The organism is Kutzneria sp. NPDC051319 (assembly GCF_040682195.1).
Lineage (GTDB): Bacteria > Actinomycetota > Actinomycetes > Mycobacteriales > Pseudonocardiaceae > Kutzneria.
Map to the genome: position 1 here is coordinate 13,810 of NZ_JBFBAM010000064.1, position 16,651 is coordinate 30,460.

22 protein-coding genes and 1 pseudogene are annotated in these 16,651 nt (G+C 70.2%); 18 read left to right on the forward strand and 5 right to left on the reverse strand.

Features of this window, described 5'->3' with window-relative positions:
- Positions 1-40: 40 nt before the first annotated feature.
- From AB0M73_RS38645 to AB0M73_RS38720, 16 genes and pseudogenes are all read left to right on the forward strand, one after another.
- The gene (locus AB0M73_RS38645) at positions 41-1,903 is read left to right on the forward strand and encodes an ABC transporter ATP-binding protein (RefSeq protein WP_363902104.1); all 1,863 of its coding nucleotides are present in this window, start codon (positions 41-43) and stop codon (positions 1,901-1,903) included.
- Entirely contained in the window at positions 1,896-3,734 is a 1,839-nt protein-coding gene (locus AB0M73_RS38650; RefSeq protein ID WP_363902107.1) for an ABC transporter ATP-binding protein, read from the forward strand. Before AB0M73_RS38645 ends, AB0M73_RS38650 begins: the two co-directional genes overlap by 8 nt.
- Before the next feature lie 100 nt (positions 3,735-3,834).
- Positions 3,835-4,398, forward strand: coding sequence for a hypothetical protein (locus AB0M73_RS38655; protein ID WP_363902110.1), 564 nt, complete (start codon positions 3,835-3,837; stop codon positions 4,396-4,398).
- The gene (locus AB0M73_RS38660; RefSeq protein ID WP_363902113.1) at positions 4,398-4,631 is read left to right on the forward strand and encodes a helix-turn-helix transcriptional regulator; all 234 of its coding nucleotides are present in this window, start codon (positions 4,398-4,400) and stop codon (positions 4,629-4,631) included. Before AB0M73_RS38655 ends, AB0M73_RS38660 begins: the two co-directional genes overlap by 1 nt.
- A gap of 128 nt (positions 4,632-4,759) precedes the next feature.
- Positions 4,760-5,629 carry a class II glutamine amidotransferase gene (locus tag AB0M73_RS38665; protein ID WP_363902116.1) on the forward strand — a complete coding sequence of 290 codons (870 nt, stop codon included), beginning with the start codon at positions 4,760-4,762 and terminating at the stop codon, positions 5,627-5,629.
- A 246-nt stretch (positions 5,630-5,875) separates the two neighbouring features.
- The gene (gvpO, locus tag AB0M73_RS38670; protein ID WP_363902119.1) at positions 5,876-6,151 is read left to right on the forward strand and encodes a gas vesicle protein GvpO; all 276 of its coding nucleotides are present in this window, start codon (positions 5,876-5,878) and stop codon (positions 6,149-6,151) included.
- A complete protein-coding gene (locus AB0M73_RS38675) occupies positions 6,148-6,402 on the forward strand; it encodes a gas vesicle protein (protein ID WP_363902122.1) in 255 nt (84 codons plus the stop codon). The genes gvpO and AB0M73_RS38675 overlap by 4 nt, the downstream gene beginning before the upstream one ends.
- Entirely contained in the window at positions 6,341-7,018 is a 678-nt protein-coding gene (locus AB0M73_RS38680) for a GvpL/GvpF family gas vesicle protein (protein WP_363902125.1), read from the forward strand. Before AB0M73_RS38675 ends, AB0M73_RS38680 begins: the two co-directional genes overlap by 62 nt.
- Positions 7,015-7,170 carry a gas vesicle protein GvpJ gene (gvpJ, locus tag AB0M73_RS38685; RefSeq protein WP_363902128.1) on the forward strand — a complete coding sequence of 52 codons (156 nt, stop codon included), beginning with the start codon at positions 7,015-7,017 and terminating at the stop codon, positions 7,168-7,170. Before AB0M73_RS38680 ends, gvpJ (AB0M73_RS38685) begins: the two co-directional genes overlap by 4 nt.
- Entirely contained in the window at positions 7,167-7,397 is a 231-nt protein-coding gene (locus AB0M73_RS38690) for a gas vesicle protein K (protein ID WP_363902131.1), read from the forward strand. The genes gvpJ (AB0M73_RS38685) and AB0M73_RS38690 overlap by 4 nt, the downstream gene beginning before the upstream one ends.
- A pseudogene (gene gvpJ / locus AB0M73_RS38695) lies at positions 7,394-7,591 on the forward strand (gas vesicle protein GvpJ); the annotation flags it as partial. The gene AB0M73_RS38690 and the pseudogene gvpJ (AB0M73_RS38695), both read left to right, overlap by 4 nt.
- Positions 7,592-7,689: 98 nt before the next feature.
- Entirely contained in the window at positions 7,690-8,370 is a 681-nt protein-coding gene (locus tag AB0M73_RS38700) for a GvpL/GvpF family gas vesicle protein (RefSeq protein ID WP_363902134.1), read from the forward strand.
- Positions 8,371-8,622: 252 nt separating this feature from the next.
- The gene (locus AB0M73_RS38705) at positions 8,623-8,994 is read left to right on the forward strand and encodes a metalloregulator ArsR/SmtB family transcription factor (protein WP_363902137.1); all 372 of its coding nucleotides are present in this window, start codon (positions 8,623-8,625) and stop codon (positions 8,992-8,994) included.
- 36 nt (positions 8,995-9,030) lie between these two features.
- Positions 9,031-9,240 (forward strand): hypothetical protein, encoded by a 210-nt coding sequence (locus AB0M73_RS38710; protein WP_363902140.1) that lies wholly within the window; start codon positions 9,031-9,033, stop codon positions 9,238-9,240.
- A 5-nt stretch (positions 9,241-9,245) separates the two neighbouring features.
- Positions 9,246-9,986, forward strand: coding sequence for a hypothetical protein (locus AB0M73_RS38715; RefSeq protein ID WP_363902143.1), 741 nt, complete (start codon positions 9,246-9,248; stop codon positions 9,984-9,986).
- A gap of 306 nt (positions 9,987-10,292) precedes the next feature.
- Positions 10,293-10,622, forward strand: a complete 330-nt coding sequence (locus AB0M73_RS38720; RefSeq protein WP_363902145.1) for a hypothetical protein — start codon at positions 10,293-10,295, stop codon at positions 10,620-10,622.
- 96 nt (positions 10,623-10,718) lie between these two features.
- Here AB0M73_RS38720 and AB0M73_RS38725 read toward each other — a convergent pair whose 3' ends face one another.
- The 5 genes from AB0M73_RS38725 to AB0M73_RS38745 all read right to left on the reverse strand — a co-directional run bounded on the left by AB0M73_RS38725 (position 10,719) and on the right by AB0M73_RS38745 (position 14,416).
- Positions 10,719-11,669 carry an NADP-dependent oxidoreductase gene (locus AB0M73_RS38725; RefSeq protein WP_363902148.1) on the reverse strand — a complete coding sequence of 317 codons (951 nt, stop codon included), beginning with the start codon at positions 11,667-11,669 and terminating at the stop codon, positions 10,719-10,721.
- A gap of 116 nt (positions 11,670-11,785) precedes the next feature.
- Complete coding sequence (locus AB0M73_RS38730; protein WP_363902151.1) at positions 11,786-12,274, reverse strand: hypothetical protein; 489 nt, start codon at positions 12,272-12,274, stop codon at positions 11,786-11,788.
- A 105-nt stretch (positions 12,275-12,379) separates the two neighbouring features.
- Positions 12,380-13,213 (reverse strand): helix-turn-helix transcriptional regulator, encoded by an 834-nt coding sequence (locus tag AB0M73_RS38735; protein ID WP_363902154.1) that lies wholly within the window; start codon positions 13,211-13,213, stop codon positions 12,380-12,382.
- Between the two features lie 14 nt (positions 13,214-13,227).
- On the reverse strand, positions 13,228-13,734 hold the full coding sequence (locus AB0M73_RS38740) for a MarR family transcriptional regulator (protein ID WP_363902157.1): 507 nt from the start codon (positions 13,732-13,734) through the stop codon (positions 13,228-13,230).
- Positions 13,735-13,897: 163 nt separating this feature from the next.
- Positions 13,898-14,416 carry a DinB family protein gene (locus AB0M73_RS38745; protein ID WP_363902160.1) on the reverse strand — a complete coding sequence of 173 codons (519 nt, stop codon included), beginning with the start codon at positions 14,414-14,416 and terminating at the stop codon, positions 13,898-13,900.
- A gap of 199 nt (positions 14,417-14,615) precedes the next feature.
- On the opposite strand from AB0M73_RS38745, the gene AB0M73_RS38750 reads away from it, so the two are divergent.
- Positions 14,616-15,440, forward strand: a complete 825-nt coding sequence (locus AB0M73_RS38750; protein WP_363902163.1) for an SDR family oxidoreductase — start codon at positions 14,616-14,618, stop codon at positions 15,438-15,440.
- Entirely contained in the window at positions 15,440-16,645 is a 1,206-nt protein-coding gene (locus AB0M73_RS38755) for an aminotransferase class I/II-fold pyridoxal phosphate-dependent enzyme (RefSeq protein ID WP_363902166.1), read from the forward strand. The genes AB0M73_RS38750 and AB0M73_RS38755 overlap by 1 nt, the downstream gene beginning before the upstream one ends.
- The last annotated feature ends 6 nt before the right edge of the window (positions 16,646-16,651 follow it).

The window sequence follows — 16,651 nt, forward strand, 5'->3', positions numbered from 1 at the left end:
TCCTGACCTCGCGATCGAAGTGCTTCGATAGGAATTCCCCTTGCCTGTCCGTGCCCGCCGCATCCGTCTGCTCCGCGCCCTGGGCGCCGCCCGACCACCGCTCATCGCGACCCTCTGCGCCGTCACCGTCCTCAACGCCCTGATCCCGGCGGCGACCGCGATCGCCACCGCGTTCCTCGTCTCCAGGATCAGCGGCCACGCGCCCTCGGGTCTGCTCGCGGCGGCCACCGTGCCGCTGCTCCTGTTCGCCGTCGTCATGGTGGCCGGCCATGCCGCCGAGGCGGTGGCCGTGCCGCTGGAGTTCCTGGCCAAGGCCCGGATCGACGGTGCGCACCGCGTCGATCTCGCGCAGTTGGCGGCGGGCGGTCCGACCGTCGACCGGCTGGAGAGCCCGCGAGTTCAGCAGCTCATCAGGATCGCGCGAGCCGATCCGAGCAACTGGACCGAGCGGACGCCCGGCGACGGGGCGGTCGGGCAGCTCCACTGGCTCATCGGGCTGGTCGGCGCGGCCGCCTCGTGTGGCGTGCTGGCCGGTTACGCGTGGTGGCTCGTGCCCGCGCTGCTCGTCCCCGCTGCCCTGAACGGTTTTCTCGGCAACAGGATGCATGGACGGTTCGTCGAGGCCTGGCGATCCGGAATCCCGCAAGGTGTGCACGGCGCCGCGTGGGAGGACGCCCTGGCCTCGACCGGCGAGGGCAAGGACATCCGCCTGTTCGGCCTCGAAGAATGGACCGTCGCGCAGATCAGGCGCCATCTGCGCGGGCTGCTGGAACCCGTGTGGCGCCTCGGCGCGAAGGCCTGGCGTGCGGACCTACGACGCTTCCTGTTGATCGCCGTCCCGTTGGCCGGCGTGTACGCGGCAGTGGCCGGCGGCACGGCGCACGGAGACGCGACCGTCGCCGTCGAGACCGCGGTGCTGGCGACCGGCTGGTCGCTGTTCCAGGCGTTCGGACTCGGCGAGGACGCCCGCAACATGAGCGCCGCGCTGGAGACGCTCGACGCCTACGACGAGGTGAGGGAGGCGCTGCGGCGAGACGAGCCCGACGAGGCCCGTGCGTCAGCCGGGCCGACGACCGGCCGCGCCACCGTCGTCCGCTTCGACGACGTCTGTTTCACCTACCCGGGCACGAATCGCCGGGTCATCGACCATCTCGACCTCGAGATCCGCCCGAACGAGCTCCTCGCGGTCGTCGGCCTCAACGGCGCCGGGAAGTCGACGCTGATCAAGCTGTTGTCCGGCCTCTACGAACCGACTGCCGGCCGGGTCACCGCCGACGGCGTCGACATCCGGCAGCTCGGCGCCGAGCGGTGGCGGCAGCGCATATCCGTCGTGTTCCAGGACTTCGTCCGCTATCACCTCACCGTCGCCCAGAACGTCGCGCTCGGCTGCGGCGACGTGCCGCTCGACCGTGACGCCCTCGAAGCCGCCGCGCGGGACGCCGGGCTCGGCGACGTCCTCGACCGTCTCCCGGACGGCTGGGACACGCCGCTGTCCCGGACGCGGACCGGCGGTGTCGACCTGTCCGGCGGCCAGTGGCAGCAGGTGGTGCTGGCGCGGGCGCTCTACGCGGTCCGCACCGGCGCGCGACTGCTCGTGCTCGACGAGCCGACCGCGCACCTCGACGTCCGCACCGAGTTCGAGGTCTTCGACCGGCTCGCGGCGCGCCGCGGCGAGACCAGCGTGGTGCTCATCTCGCACCGCCTGTCCACGGTGCGCCAGGCCGATCGCATCGTCCTGCTCGAGAACGGGCGCATCACCGAGTCAGGCACCCATGACGAGCTCGTCGCGGCCGGCGGCGCCTACGCCGCGATGTTCGCGATCCAGGCCGAGCGCTTCCAGCGCGGCTACGACGACGTGAGCGGAGCCGACGTGGACTCCGAGGAAGCGACTACTCATGGCTGACACCACGGGATCCTCGATCCCGACCACGCGCTACCCGATGCGGCGCTGGGCCGCGCTCTGGCGAGAACTGTTCGGCCTGGCCTGGCAGCGCATGCCCGGCATGGTCGTCTTCTACTTCGCGGCCAACATCGTCGTGCTCGGCGGCGTCGCGGGCACCGCACTGGCCCTGCGATGGACCATCGACGCGACGATCCGTGGCGACGCGGGCTCGGCCGCCCTGGCCGCGGCGCTCGCCGCCCTCGCCTACGCCGTCAACGTCGTCCTCGCCGACCTGGTCGCGACCCCGATCCCGCTCATCGACCAGCCCGCGATCCTCGGCCTGCTCCCGCGCGTCCTCAGCGACCTCGCGGCGATCGAGACCCTTGACCACCTGGAACGCAGCGACGTCCTCGATCGCGTCACGATCGTCCGCCGGTCCCCGTGGATGATCATGGCCGGGTTCTGGTCCTCGGTCGGCGCGGTCTTCGCCCTCGCGCAGCTCGGGGTGACGCTGCTGCTCCTGGGCACGGTCAGCCCCTGGCTGCTGCTCCTGCTCGCTGTCGCCGCGGTTCCGCTGTGGTGCGACCGGCGCGGCAGTCGCGCAGTGGCCGAGGCCGAACTCGCCACGGCCGAGACCTTCCGCCTCCAGCAGCACTTGTTCGGGCTGTCCACCAAACCCGCCGCCGGCAAGGAGATCCGCGTGGCCGGGTCCGCCGCCGAGATCGTCCGCCTGCAGGCGCGGGCCTGGCAGCAGACGATGAACGGCCGTGCCCGAGCCTCGGCGGTCGGCGCGGCCTGGAAGTTCGGCGGCTGGCTCGTGTTCACCGTCGGCTTCGCCGCCGGCCTCGCGGTCGTGGTCGACGGGACCGCCAACGGCGCCGGCACCGTCGGCGACCTCGTCATGGCGGTGACCGTCGCGGCCACCCTCCGCAACACCCTGCACGGCGCCGTCACGAGGACCGCGAGCGTCGCCCAGGTGTCTCGATTCGTCGAGCCGCTGTTCTGGATGCGCGACCACCTCGCCGCGGATCGGGCCCACCGGACGGGAACCCTCGTCGCACCACCGGTTCTCACCGACGGCATCACCTTCCACGACGTCGGTCACACCTATGCCGGCACCGACCGGCGAGCCCTCGACGGCATCAGCGTGCACCTGCCCGCCGGCTCGGTCGTCGCCGTCGTCGGCGAGTACGGCTCGGGCAAGACGACGCTGGTGAAGGTGCTGGCCAAGTTCTACCGGCCCGACGGCGGTCGGGTCACCGTCGACGGGGTCGATCTCGCCGACCTGGAGACCAGGGCCTGGCGCGCCCGCATCAGCGCCGCCTTCCAGGACTTCGGCCGCTTCGCCACGACCTTCGGGCAGAACGTCGGCCTCGGCGACCTGCCGCACCTGGACGACCGCGAACGCGTCGCGGCGGCGGTGCGGGAGGCCGACGCGGACCGCGTCCTGCGCCGCCTCCCGGACGGTCACGACACTCTGCTGGGACGCGACGTGGGCGGCTTGGAGCTGTCCGAGGGCCAGTGGCAGAAAACCGCGCTGGCGCGGGCCTCGATGCGTCCCGAGCCGCTGCTGTTCATCCTCGACGAGCCGACCGCGTCCCTGGACGCGCCGAGTGAGCAGGAGATCTTCCAGCGCCACATGGCCCGCGCCCGTGAACTCGGCGCGCGGACCGGTGCGGTCAGCGTCATCGTCTCGCATCGCTTCTCGACGGTGACCGGCGCGGACCTGATCCTCGTCCTCGACAAGGGCAGGCTCGTCGAGGCGGGGCCGCACGACGAGCTCATCGCCCTCGGCGGCCGGTACGCCGACCTGTACGGCATCCAGGCCGACGCCTACGCGGCGACGAGCTGAGTGGCCAGGGAGGGGTCATGGGGCGGAGGTGTCCATATCGAAACTCGATGCTATCGTTATTCGATACTATCGACAGTCGATGTGACGTGAGGAGTCGTCGATGCCGACGAAGCGGGGTCTGTTGCCGGTCCTGGCCGCCGTTATCCGGATCCTGACCTGGCTGGCCGGGCTGACCGCGCTGGTCGCCGTCATCGCGGCCGCGGGCGAGTTCGGCTGGCTGCCCACCACCACCGCCGGACCGACCTGTGTGGACACTGGCGCCCGGTTGGCTTGCACGGATCACCCGAGCCTGATTCAACGGCTGGCCGATGCCGGAGATCAGCTTCCGAGCCTGCTGTTCAGCCTCGGCGCGCTGTGGCTGCTGCTGCGCTTCCTGCGGACCGCGGCACAGGACGGCCCCTACGCTGGTGCGGTGCCCGGCCGCCTGGCTGCGTTCGGCTGGTTCACCTTGATCGGCGGTCCGGTCAGCAGCGCGCTGGAGGCCCTGGCCCGCACGAGCCTGCTCGGCAGCCTGGCGCCGGACGCGGCCACGTCGAACTGGATCGACCGTTGGCTGTCGAACTTCCCGGACTGGTCCGTGGTCGCCGGCGTCGCCGCGCTGACGTTCGCTCACATCCTGCGTATCGGCGTCGGTATGCGCGAGGACCTCGAAGGCACCGTCTGATGTCCATCTCCGTGCACCTGGACGAACTGCTGGCGGCGCGCGGGATGACGTTGAGCCAGCTCGCCAACGAGGTCGGCATCACCGTGGTGAACCTGTCTGTGCTCAAGAACGGCCGCGCGAAGGCCATCCGCTTCTCCACCTTGTCGCGGCTCTGCGAGGTCCTCGAATGCCAACCGGGCGACCTCCTGCGCCACCAGCCGAGTCGTGGGACACCGCGCCGTCGCACGCGCTGAGACGCAGACGTTTGTCGCCCGGGGCACGCGGGCAACCATCACCCAGCAGGGAGATGCGTTCACGGTGCCGACACGTCACAGGATCCTGGTCGGGCACGAAGATCCCCAGCGCCGGAGGGAAACTCGCGATGTGTCGATTGTTCGGTTTGTCGGCCGCCCCGCGACGCGTGCGGGCCACGTTCTGGCTACTGGAAGCCCCGGACAGCCTGGCCCAGCAGAGCCGGCGCGAGCCCGACGGAACCGGACTCGGCATTTTCACCGAGGACGGCGCCCCGGAGGTGGACAAGCAGCCGCTGGCCGCATATCAGGACGAGCAGTTCGCCCAGGCGGCACGGCAACGTGAGTCGACGACCTTCCTCGCGCACATCCGCTACGCCTCCACCGGAGGCGTGGACCCACGCAACACCCACCCGTTCGAGCAGCAGGGGCGGCTGTTCGCTCACAACGGCGTTATCGACGATCTCCCGGCCCTGGAGGCCGAACTCGGCGACCACCGCCGCCTGGTGGCCGGCGACACCGACTCGGAGCGGTTCTTCGCGCTGATCACCAAGCACATCGACGCCAACGGCGGCGACGTCGGCGCCGCGATCACCACCGCGGCCCGGTGGGTGGCCGACACGCTGCCCGTGTACGCCATCAACCTCATCCTGACCACCTCGACCGAGCTGTGGGCCCTGCGCTACCCCGACACGCATGACCTGTTCGTGCTCCAGCGCCCGGCCGGCGGCCCGCACGGCCGCCGACACCTCGAACACGCCAGCGCCGCAGGGCGGATCCGCGCCCGCTCCGGCGACCTGTCCAGTCATCCCGCCGTGGTGGTGGCCAGCGAGCGGATGGACGAGGACCCAGGCTGGCAGGCCCTACGCCCTGGCGAACTGCTGCACGTCGACAGCCACCTCGCGTGCACCCGGCAGATCGTGGTCGAGCGCCCGCCACGCCATCCGCTGTCCCTTGCCCAGCTCAACTCGCACGCTGCGGCGTCCCAATCAGGTACATGATCCCGCGCCGCGATGCCGCTCCCATCACCACCGGCCTGGTCGACACCCACTCCACGCCGACCCCGCTGCGGATGATCGCCACGGGCCAGCTGGACGTCGGCAGGTTCTCACCCTGGGTGAACCTCGCATTCCGGGACCGCCGAACGGCAGTCCGTGTCTGCTGCATTCGCTCGACATGAAATTACGGAGCCTGCCGCGCGAGAATGACGATATGGTCAACTCGATGAACGGGGCAGGTGAAGGCCGTTGTCGGAGCAACAGCCGCCGAACACGGCGGCGGCCGCCATGGAGTCCGCCAGAAGTCAATTCCACACGATGACCGGCCATGACAACTGCACGGCCACCGGAATCAAGGCGCGCCCCGAAGGCGGGTGGTCGGTCCTGTTCGACGTCGTCGAATTGGCCAGAATTCCCGCGTCGACCAGCGTGGTGGCGACCTATCGCGTCGACGTCGACGCGGACGGCGGCCTGTGCGGGTTCGAGCGGCTGCGGCGGTATACGAGAGGGGCGACCGACGGGTGACCGACGAGCTGGCGACCAGATCCGGCGGCTCCCTCGCCGACGTGCTGGAACGGGTGCTGGACAAGGGCATCGTGATCGTCGGCGACATCTCGGTGAGCGTCGTCGACGTCGAACTGCTGACGCTGCGGGTGCGCCTGTTCGTGGCGTCCGCGCAGACCGCACAGGAAATGGGCATGGACTGGTGGACCAATGATCCCTTCTTCTCACCCGGCCGTCGCCAACTCGCGGGCGACGGCGAGCCAAAACCCTGAGACTGCGGTTTACGCGTATACCATCACCCGCTGGCCGACCGCCGTTCCGGCGGCGCCGGTTCGCGCGTTGACGTACCGGGACATCGCTCTGGTCGTCGCCGATGTCGATCCGGCCGAATTCACCGATCCGGCGATGTTGCCGCTCGTGCGCCGGCACCACGACGTGATTGTCGAATTATTCGAAGGCGCCAGCGTGTTGCCGTTCCGTTTCGCCACGATGTTCACCGATGACGACGCGGCGCGCCAACTGCTCAGGGACGCTTACGACGAGGCCGTCACCGCTCTTGACGCGCTCGCCGGCCACCGCGAATGGGGCGTGCGGGTGCGGCGGCCGAAGGCTGTGCCACCGGACGGGCTCAGCGGCGCCGATTACCTGGCGCTGCGCCGTCGCGAACGCAGCGGCGGCGAGCAGCTGCACGAACGACTCGCGCGCCACGCCGGTCGGAGCACGATCCGCCGGTCCACCGCGGAGTTCGGACTCGACGCCGTATACCTCGTGCCGTTGGCCGGCGAGGGCGAGTTCCTCGCCGAGGCCGACCGGATCGACGGTCCGGTCGAGATCACCGGTCCCTGGCCGCCCTACTCGTTCAGCGACCTGCGGACGACGGCTCGATGACCGCCGACGACCTCGTCGAGGTGCTGGACCGCGTGATCACCGCCGGCGTGGTCGTCCACGGCGATGTGCTCATCTCGCTGGCCGGCGTCGACCTGATCCGGCTGGACCTGCGCGCCCTGCTGGCCGCCGTGGACACCCTGGAGGTCCGGTGACCGCCCCGCCCCGCCGGTTCGCCCTTGACGCCGGCCGCGGGCTCGGCGGGCTGGTCGTGGCCGTGCTGGACATCGTGCGCGAGCTGATCGAACGCCAGGTGCTGCGGCGGATGGAGGCCGGCACCCTCACCCCGGACGAGATCGAACGGCTCGGCCGGGCCCTGATCGAACTGGACCGGCAGTTCCGCGAACTGCGCACGCTCTTCGACGACGGAGGTTCGGTGTGACCAGCGTGATCCAGAGCCCCGGTGGCTCCACCAGCCTGGCCGATGTGCTCAACATCGTTCTGGACAAGGGCATCGTCATCGACGCGTTCATCCGCGTGTCGGTGATCGGCATCGAGTTGCTCACCATCGAGGCCCGTATCGTGATCGCGAGCGTCGACACCTACATCCGCTACGTCGAGGCCATGCAGCAGCTGGGCGCGCTGCCACGGCGCAGCACGCCGGCTCTGCCGGCCGCGGTGGTGTCGCCGGTGGCGGTGTACCCGCAGCAGCCGGCGCCGCCGGTGGCGACCACGTGACCCTGGCGCTGTACGGGATCGTCCGCGCCGATCACCCGCTGCCCGCCGGACTGCGTGCCGTCGTCCTCGCCGATCTGGCGGTCGTGGTTTCGGACCTCGGTTCCGGCGTCGAACTCACCGCCGAGGATGCGCGGTCCCATTTGGACGTTCTGTGCGCCCTCATGGCCGACGGCCCGGTGCTGCCACTGCGCTTCGGCAGTATCGGGCCGGACGACGACTCCGTGCGGGACAACGCGTTGCGTCCGGATCCCGAGGGACTGCGGCTGGCGCTGGACCGGCTGACCGGCCTGGTGGAGGCTCGGGTCCATCTGACCTTCGACGAGACCGCGGTGCTGGCGGCCTTGGCGGACGACCGGCCGACGCTGACCCGTCCGGTCGCCGGCTTCGAGGCGACCATCGAGCAGGGCCGGCGGATCGCCGATCAGGTCAGGGCCTGGATCGACCGGCGCGCCGGTGAGTTGCTCGCCGGGCTTGCCACGGAAACGGTGGCTCTCGGCGAGTCCGACGATGGCGGGCGCAGCTGGGCGCTCCTGGTGCGCGCGAACCAGCTCGATCGGATCGCCGCGGCCGTCGAGGCGCTGCCCGACACCGTCACCGCCAGGGTGCTTGCCCCGCTGCCGCCCTACAACTTCCTGTCTCTGCGGCCAAAACCGGTCTCGCGGTGGGGGTTCGGCTGAAGCACGGGCGGCGTGTCCTGCCGGTGCCGGCGTCGACACCGTCCCTGGCAGGCGGTCTGGAGCCCCGACGCAGCGACGACAGGTGGTCAGGGACCACGTTGGACGCCGTGCCGGCGGTGGAGTAACCTCTCGCGTTGTGAAGACTTGCATAGATTGGCAATTGTCGATTTTATGAAGGGCGGGTGTGCTCGGTCCTCCGGTGACAGGGGCAGGGGAGGATCACGTCATGACGACGAGGGCGGGGTGGTCGGCGTGAGCAGGCCGCTGTACCAGCTGAAGGCCGAGTTCTTCAAGACGCTGGGGCATCCGGCGCGGATCAGGGTGCTGGAGCTGCTCAGCCGGCGTGAGCACGCGGTCGCCGAGATGTTGCCCGAGGTCGGGATCGAGGCCGCGAACCTGTCGCAGCAGCTGGCGGTGCTGCGCCGGGCCGGCCTGGTGGTCACCCGCAAGGAAGGCTCGAACGTCTACTACTCGCTGACCAGTCCGCAGGTGGCCGAGCTGCTCGCGGTCGCCCGGTCGATCCTGACCGGCGTGCTGTCGGGCCAGATCGAGCTGCTGGAAGACCTCCGCACCGCCGTGCCCGGACCGGCGCCGGAGTCACACGCACCGGGCGGCAGAACCTGATGCCGCTGGGTCGGCGGCCGTGGGAGGGCGGATCCGATGGGTGAGTTCGTCGCGACGTTGCGCGGCCGCGTCCAGGACGTCCAACGCGATATCCGCCAGGCCGGGCGGGACGCCGATGGTTATCACGAGCAGTTGCACTCGGGTCGGCTGCTCGATCTGCTGGCGGTCGCCCGCCGGCACGATGTCGATGTCGCCGGGTGGGTGGATCCGGACATTCTTGTCACACTGCCCGAAGGGAACGGGTGACTGCGATGGGGCGGCCGCTGCGACTGGCTGTCATCGGGGATGCCGACAGCGACCTGCCCGGCGAGATTCCCGATCTGGAGATCGTGACGGCCTCGGCCGAACTGCTGTCCACGCCTCGTCCGCTCGGCGTCGATGCCGTCTACCTGTGCGGGGTGGACCAGATCCGGGCCCGGCGGTTGAAGGCGGAGTTCCTGGCGACGGCGGAGGTTCCGTGTCTGACCCGTGAGGAGATGACCGCCGTCGGACTCGCCAGTCGGGTGCTGGTGTTGCTGGCCAGGACCGGTCGCTCGCCGGCGACGGCACGGGTGGTCATCGTCGAGTCCACGGCGATTCCGACGATGTGCCCGCTGCTGCTGGCGATCGGGGTGGGCGACATCGTGTCCTGGGAGCCGACCGACGCCCTGAGCTATCCGCTGCGTCGGATCACCCATCGCTCCGACGCGGTCATTGATCCGCTGGGCGGCGGTGTGCCGGTCGTCCTGCCCTCCACCGAGGAGGGGCAGCCGCCGTTGATCGCCGCCGACGACCCGGCGCACCCCTTGCTGGCGTTACCCGGTCTGGTGCGGGCACTGCACGACAAGTCCGCCACTCGGGCCGACTTCGACACCCTGCGGGCCTGCGCCTACGCGTTGGCGGCCTGCACCGGTTCGGCCGGATGGTTGCCGGATCTGGACAATCCGGCATTGACGCCCACGGTTTTCGCGACGGCGAGTCGCGCCCTGGCCGGCGACCGCCCCGATCGCTGAGGATCGCGCTCGTCGATGACCTTCGTGCCGGCTTCGGGGACTTCGCCGCGTAGCCGGGCCTCGAATGCAGTGGTCCACATCGGACAGTTCATGCCCGCCGAACCCGCGTTGCTCGGCCTTCCGGGAGTTCGGTCGGACATCGCCAGTTCCGCTGAGGACGAAAGTGCCGTCACGCCGGGGGAACGCGTTCGCCGTCCATCCATTGTGGACCATCGTCGCCGATGGATGTCCGCCCGACATCGTCGTAGGCCGGATGAGCACAAACGGCGGCTGACAGCTCCTGGTGGCGCTGCTAGACCGGTAGCCATGTCCCGCAGAAACCATCGATATGTCCTGATCGCCGCCACCGTGGCCACGGTGATGAGCGGTGCCGTCGCCACGGCGGCACCCGCTCATGCCCTTGGCGGTCCCATCCAGACCTTCACCGCCACCTCGACCACGCTGACCGCCGTGAACGAGATCTCCTACTGGCCGTTGGGGCCGACTGTGCTGTTCCCCGTGTCGATCTCCCGGTTGGTCAACGGTGTCGAGCAGGTCGTGGCCAGCGGCAAGGGTTTTGTGCAGTACACGTGCAACGGCGCCGCGGTGAACACCTACACCGCTGTAGGCAAGGAACTCACGGTGCCCTGCGGTTGACCCGAGCCGACCTGGCCGGGCGAGTGGTCGCTGGTTGCGTGACCTGGAAGGTCATCGCCGTGGGTGGCCATGATCCAGGCACCACACCCGTCCTCGTCATCCGCTCGTGCCGAGAGTGGCGCCGGGGGCGACGAAGACGATCTTTCCGTTGACCGGGGCGGCGGCGACGTCGGCGTGCACCTGCGCCAGCCCGGCCAGCGGCACCCGCCGGGTCGCCCCGAGGTGCAGCTTGCCGGCGTCGAGCAAGGTCACCAACTGGGCGAGCTGTTCGGCGTCGGGCCGGAAGAAAAGATCGACTCCCCGTACGCCGCGGGCCTCGTCGGACGCGGCGGGCATCCACACGGTGGTGTTGACCAGCACGCCGCCGTCCCGGATCACGGCGGCCTGGGCGGCCATCTGCTCCGGGGCGATCGGGGCGAAGTTGAGCACGACGTCGACCGGCTCGGACAGCTGCGGGATGCCGGGGCCGTGGATCTCGTCGGCGCCTGCCGTCTTGGCCTGCTCGGAGCTGCGCGGGCCGGTCGTGGCGATCACGTACGCGCCGGCGTTCTTGGCCAGCTGCACCGCGTAGCCGCCGACGACGCCGCCCGCGCCGTTGATCAGCACTCGCCGGCCGGTGGTCAGTTTCGCGTGGTCGAACAGCGCCTGCCAGGCGGTGAGCCCGACCAGCGGTAGCCCGGCGGCGTCCACCAGTGGGACGCTCGTGGGGGCTGCCGCCAGGATCCGAACCGGGGCGACGACGTACTCGGCGGCCGCGCCGGTGCTGGTCAGGGGCAGGGCGCCGATCACCCGGTCACCGATGTCGAAGCCGGTCACGCCCTCGCCGAGCGCGTCGACCGTGCCAGCGAGGTCGATGCCGGGGGTGTGCGGCAGCTGGAGCGGGATGGGGCCCTGCATGACGCCGGCGCGGATGTTGCCTTCGACCGGGTTGAACGACGTCGCCGCCACCCGGATCCGAACCTCGCCGACCCCGGGGACCGGCTGGTCCACGTCTTCGTAGCGCAGGACCTCGGGGGCGCCGTACTCGTGGAAACGCACTGCCTTCATGACGAGCCTCTTCTCTCTGAATCCGCTGTGCTTCGAGTTCGAAGCATGTATGGGCGATGGCAAGCTTCGTTTTGAAGCGGGTTCGGTGTGGCCGGTGACAGCCGTCCTGGCCAGGGTCACCGCCGGTCGGCAGAACTCTTCTCACTGCTCGCGGCGGCCAGAGCATGCAGCTTCGCGTGGCTGGCGGAGCCGGGGACAGCCATGAAGACCAGCAGCGCCTGGCGCTCCGTCGGACAGGCCAGCAGGTGGCGATACAAAGCCACCCTGCCCAGTGCGACATGCCAATAGCACCTCGGGCGGCGCCGAACGGGGACACCCACCTCGACCAGGTAGCGTTCACGCGCCGACGGGTCGCTCAACCAGCGATCCACCAGGAAACGCGACGATCCGCCGGTCCGCGTGTAATCGCCGAACAGGGCGATCGCCGGACGGGTCTGCAGCAACACCTCGCCGAACCGGGAGAACACCGTCGCGGGGTACTCCGGCAGGCGCTCGACGATGAGCTCCAGCACCGGGCTGGCCCGGTGACCGGGCCGGCCGGGGACCGCCTCGTCATGGTGTTGCCGGAGAAAGTGCGCCAGCGTTTCCCGATCCACGTCGCTCACCGCCTTCCCGGTTCGACCACTCAAGCGTGGCGCGGAACGGGAGGCGGATGAACGTTCTCGTCATCCACGGTCTGACAGAGCATGGATAAGAACGTCAGGCTCGGCTCACGCCTCGCCATCGGTCATGGTGATCAGCCGCCGGAGCTTCGCCTCGCTCGGTGATCCGGGTTCGGCCATGAAGACCAGCAGCTCCTGGCCCTCGTCGGGCTCCACCAACCGCCGGCTGTACAACTCCAGCTCGCCCAGTTCCGGGTGCCGGTAGCGTTTGAGATCGTGGTGATGGGTGACGTCCACCTCGTGCCGCCGCCAGACTTCGGCGAACTCGGGGCTGACCGCCAGCAGCGCGTCGACGATCTCCCCGGCGGTGCCCGCCGGATCGGTCGTGTACGCCGCCCGCAGGTCCACGGTGAAGACCCGGGCGCGCACGTCATGGTCCTCGGGCGGGTAGATGGCCCGCTGGGCCGGGTCGGTGAACCAGCGATAGACCAGGTAGCGCGACAGGCCGTCGAAACGGGTGTAGTCACCGAACAACGCCACCGCCGCCGGGGTCTGCAGCAACGCCTCGCCGAACCGGGAGAACACGATCGCGGGCGTGTCCGAGAGCCGCTCCGCGATGGTCCTGACGGCCAGGCCGACCCGGTCGTCCGGCAGGACACGCCGCGGAGCCGCGTGCCCGCCGAGGGCGAACAGGTGTTCCCGCTCGCTCGGGCTGAGGCGCAGGGCCCCGGCCACGGCGGCCAGGATCTGCTCGGACGGCATCGGGCCGCGCTTCTGCTCAAGACGGCTGTAGTAGTCGGCCGACATGCCGGCCAGCACCGCGACCTCCTCGCGCCGCAGCCCACCGGTACGACGCCGGGCGCCCCGCGGCAGCCCCGCCTCCTCCGGCTGCAGTGCTTCCCGGCGAGCCCGGAGAAAGTCCGCCAGCAACGCGCGGTCCATCGCTCTTCCCTGCCTTAGTCGGTCTGGTTGCGCCGGGCGCGAGGCTTGGCGGAGCGGGGTGGAGCGGCGCGCATGTGGTCACGGATCCGGCCCAGAACGACGTTGAGGGCGGTGACGTCGTCACCGGTCAAGGGCTCGAACAACAGGCGCCGTACGCGGTCGACATGCCCCGGGAGCACCCGGGCGACCAGGCCGCGGCCGAGTTTGGTGACCGCCACCATGACACTGCGCTCGTCGTCCGGCGACGGCGAACGGGTGATCAGGCCGCGTTTGTCCAGCAAGCCCGCCTGGTAGGTCAGCCCGCTGCGGCTGTAGACGACACCGTCGGCCAGATCGGTCATCCGCAGCTTGCCCCCGGGCGCGTCGACGAGCCGGGCGAGGACCTGAAACTGCACATGGCTGAGGTCGCCGTCGACGCGCAGGTGCTCGTCCACCGCGTACTGGAGAAGGCCGCCGACCTCCACCAGAGCGAAGTACGCGCCAAGTTGCTCGGCGCTCAGGCCTGGCGCCGGTTCACTCATCCCGCGATCGTACATGCTTTGAATTCGAAGTTATCCACCGGAAGGCGTTCGATCCGTGCCCGGTTCGGCCCGGAGTGCGGCGGTGGAAGCTCAGGCGGGCAGGAACGCGTGTGCCGCATACGCGTCCTCCTGCTGGCCGAACCGTTTTGCGACGTCGTGTTCCTCAGCAGGCGTCCAATGTGAGCTGAGCGCGGTGGAAGTCGAAGTGCTGCGTCGGGAAGTGGTACACGTCGGCCAGCGTCATCACATCGCGGAAGAACGGGTCCCACCGCGTCGGGTAGTGCATGCTCCTCGCCAGCGTCGCCTCGGACTCGCTGTCGAGCCGACGATGCAGTGCCGCGATGACGCCGTCGAACAGGCGGAGCAGCATTCGACGCGGCAGCACCGTCCCCGCCAGCCACGCCCCGGCGAAGTTCACCACGTCGAACGGCACCGTGACCGCGTTGAGCACCCGTGCATAGGTCCGCCCGGCTGGCTCCGGAAGCCGGCTGACCACCACGACCAGGTTCCGCAGCGCGCGGATGATCAGGTAGCCGAGGAGCATATGGAACAACAGCTGCTTGTTCGACCACCGCGTCCCCGCCGACCGACGGCGCAGATCGTCGTCGGAGGCGCCGTCCAGCAGCTCGTGAAACGCCGTCCGCGCTCCATCGAGTTCGCGGTGCACCGCCTGCCGGTCCATGCCGGCAGTGTGCGCCTCGCCGGCTGAGCCGGCACTCAGCTGATCACGCGCTCGCACCTGCCGAAGCCGGTACTGAGCGTGCCAGCCGTCGGACCCATCTCCTCGCCCGGATCCGGGCGACGGGGGACAGCTGCCGGACGATCACACGGAGTGCCGGCGTCGCCGGCGTGGATGGGGCGGGCGGGCACAGAATCGAGGCATGGCAAGGCACGGCGTGCTCATCACCGGCGGCTCCACCGGCATCGGTCGGGCGCTGGTCCGTCGCTTCGCACTCGGCGGTCACCGGGTGTGGTTCACCTACCGCTCGAACCGTGCGGCGGCGGAGGCACTCGTGGCCGAGCTGGGCGGCGCGCGGACGCGAGCGTTCGAGTTCGACCAGGGGGACCGGGAGAGCCATCGGCGGCTGCATGAGCAGCTGCCCGAACCGGTCGACATCCTGATCAACAACGCGGCCGTCGGGTCGAAGACGGTGCAGCGCTACGTCGAGGGCTCGCCGGAGGAGTGCGACGCGGCGTTCCTCCAGGTGAACAGCATCGGGCCGCTGTGGCTGGCCCGGGCGGTGCTGCCGAGCATGCTCGACCGCGGCCACGGCAAGATCGTCAACGTGGCGAGCGTCGGCGGCGGGGTCGCCACCTTCCCCGACTTCCACATCGCCGACGGCATGAGCAAGGCGGCGCTGGTGTACCTCACCAAGCACCTGGCCGCCGAGCTGACCCACGAGCCGGTGGACGTGTTCGCGGTCTGCCCGGGCGCGGTGCGGACCCCGATGCTGCAAGCGAGCCTGCTCGACGGGCTGGCCGGCGCCGAACTGGACGACCTCGTCCACCGGCTGCCGGGCCGGCGGCTGATCAACCCGGAGGAGGTCGCCGAGCTGATCTGGTGGCTGTGCCGGGAAGAGGCCTCGCTGCTGCACGGCGCCGTGCTCGACGCGTCGCTCGGGCTCGGCGTGCACCCGGGGCTGCTCACCGGCCCCGGCGCCGCGATGGGCCACGCCAGCAGCACGACCGCGAGGAGCGTGGCCTGATGGTGTCCAGGCGCGCCGCGGCGCTGACCGCCCACGCCCCGGCGATCGCGGCCGCCCACCTGCGGGTCGAACAGGATCCCTATGACCCACAACATAATCCGGCCGGCTACCTGAATCTCGGCACGGCGGAGAACCGGCTGGTGTGGGATCTGCTGTCGCCCAAGCTCGCCGCAGCGCGGGAAATCGGCCCTCGGGACGTTCGGTACGGCCCACTGCACGGATCGGTGCGGCTTCGCACCGCGACCGCGCAGCTGCTGTCCGGGACCTGGCGCACACCGGTGGACCCGAACCAGCTGGTCGTGGTGAGCGGCGCGAGCGCTGCGCTGGACGTCATCGCGAGCGTCCTGTGTGACCCGGACGAGGCGATCGTCGTTCCCGCGCCCTATTACAGCGCGCTCGATGTGCTGCTCACGGGCCGGTCGGGAGCCAAGTTGAGACCGGCGCCGTTGTCTCCCGCGAACGGCTTCGCCCTGGACGCCTCGGCCATCGAACGGGCGATCGTGCAGGCCCGCAAGGATGGCGTCACCGTGCGGGCGGTCGCGATCACCTCGCCGTGCAACCCGACCGGGAACGTCCATCCCGCGGCGGCACTCAGGGAGGTGTTGGCGGTCGCGGAGCGCCACGACGTGGATGTCATCGCCGACGAGATCTACGCCAACTCCGTGTTCGGCGCCCGGCCGTTCGTCAGCGTGCTGGATCCACTGGTACGAGAGGGAAGCCGGGCCCGGCTGCACGTGATCTGGGGATTTGCCAAGGATTTCGGGCTGTCCGGTCTCAAGGTGGGCGTGTTGCGCACCGAGCATCCGGAGGTCCTCGCGGCGGCGACCGCGCTGGCCTACTTCGCCCCGGTCTCCACCCACACGCAGGCATTGCTCGCCGGTCTGCTCGATGACCAGGACTGGGTCGCCGGCTTCCTCAAGGAGAATCAGTCCCGGCTCGCCGACTCCTACGACCACGCCGCCGGCTGCCTCGCCGACTGCGGCATCCCCCATGTGCGGCCGGGGGCCGGCTTCACGATCTGGGCCGACCTCGGCCGGCGGCTGCCGGAGCACCAGCTGTGGCAACGAATGCTGGACGAGGCCAGGGTGAACCTCATCCCCGGCACGGCGTTCGGCGGCCCGGAGCCCGGCTGGTTCCGACTGTGCCACACCACGGACCCGGGCCACGTCCGGGAAGCGCTGCGCCGCATCGGCGGGCTGTCGTGACCGGCC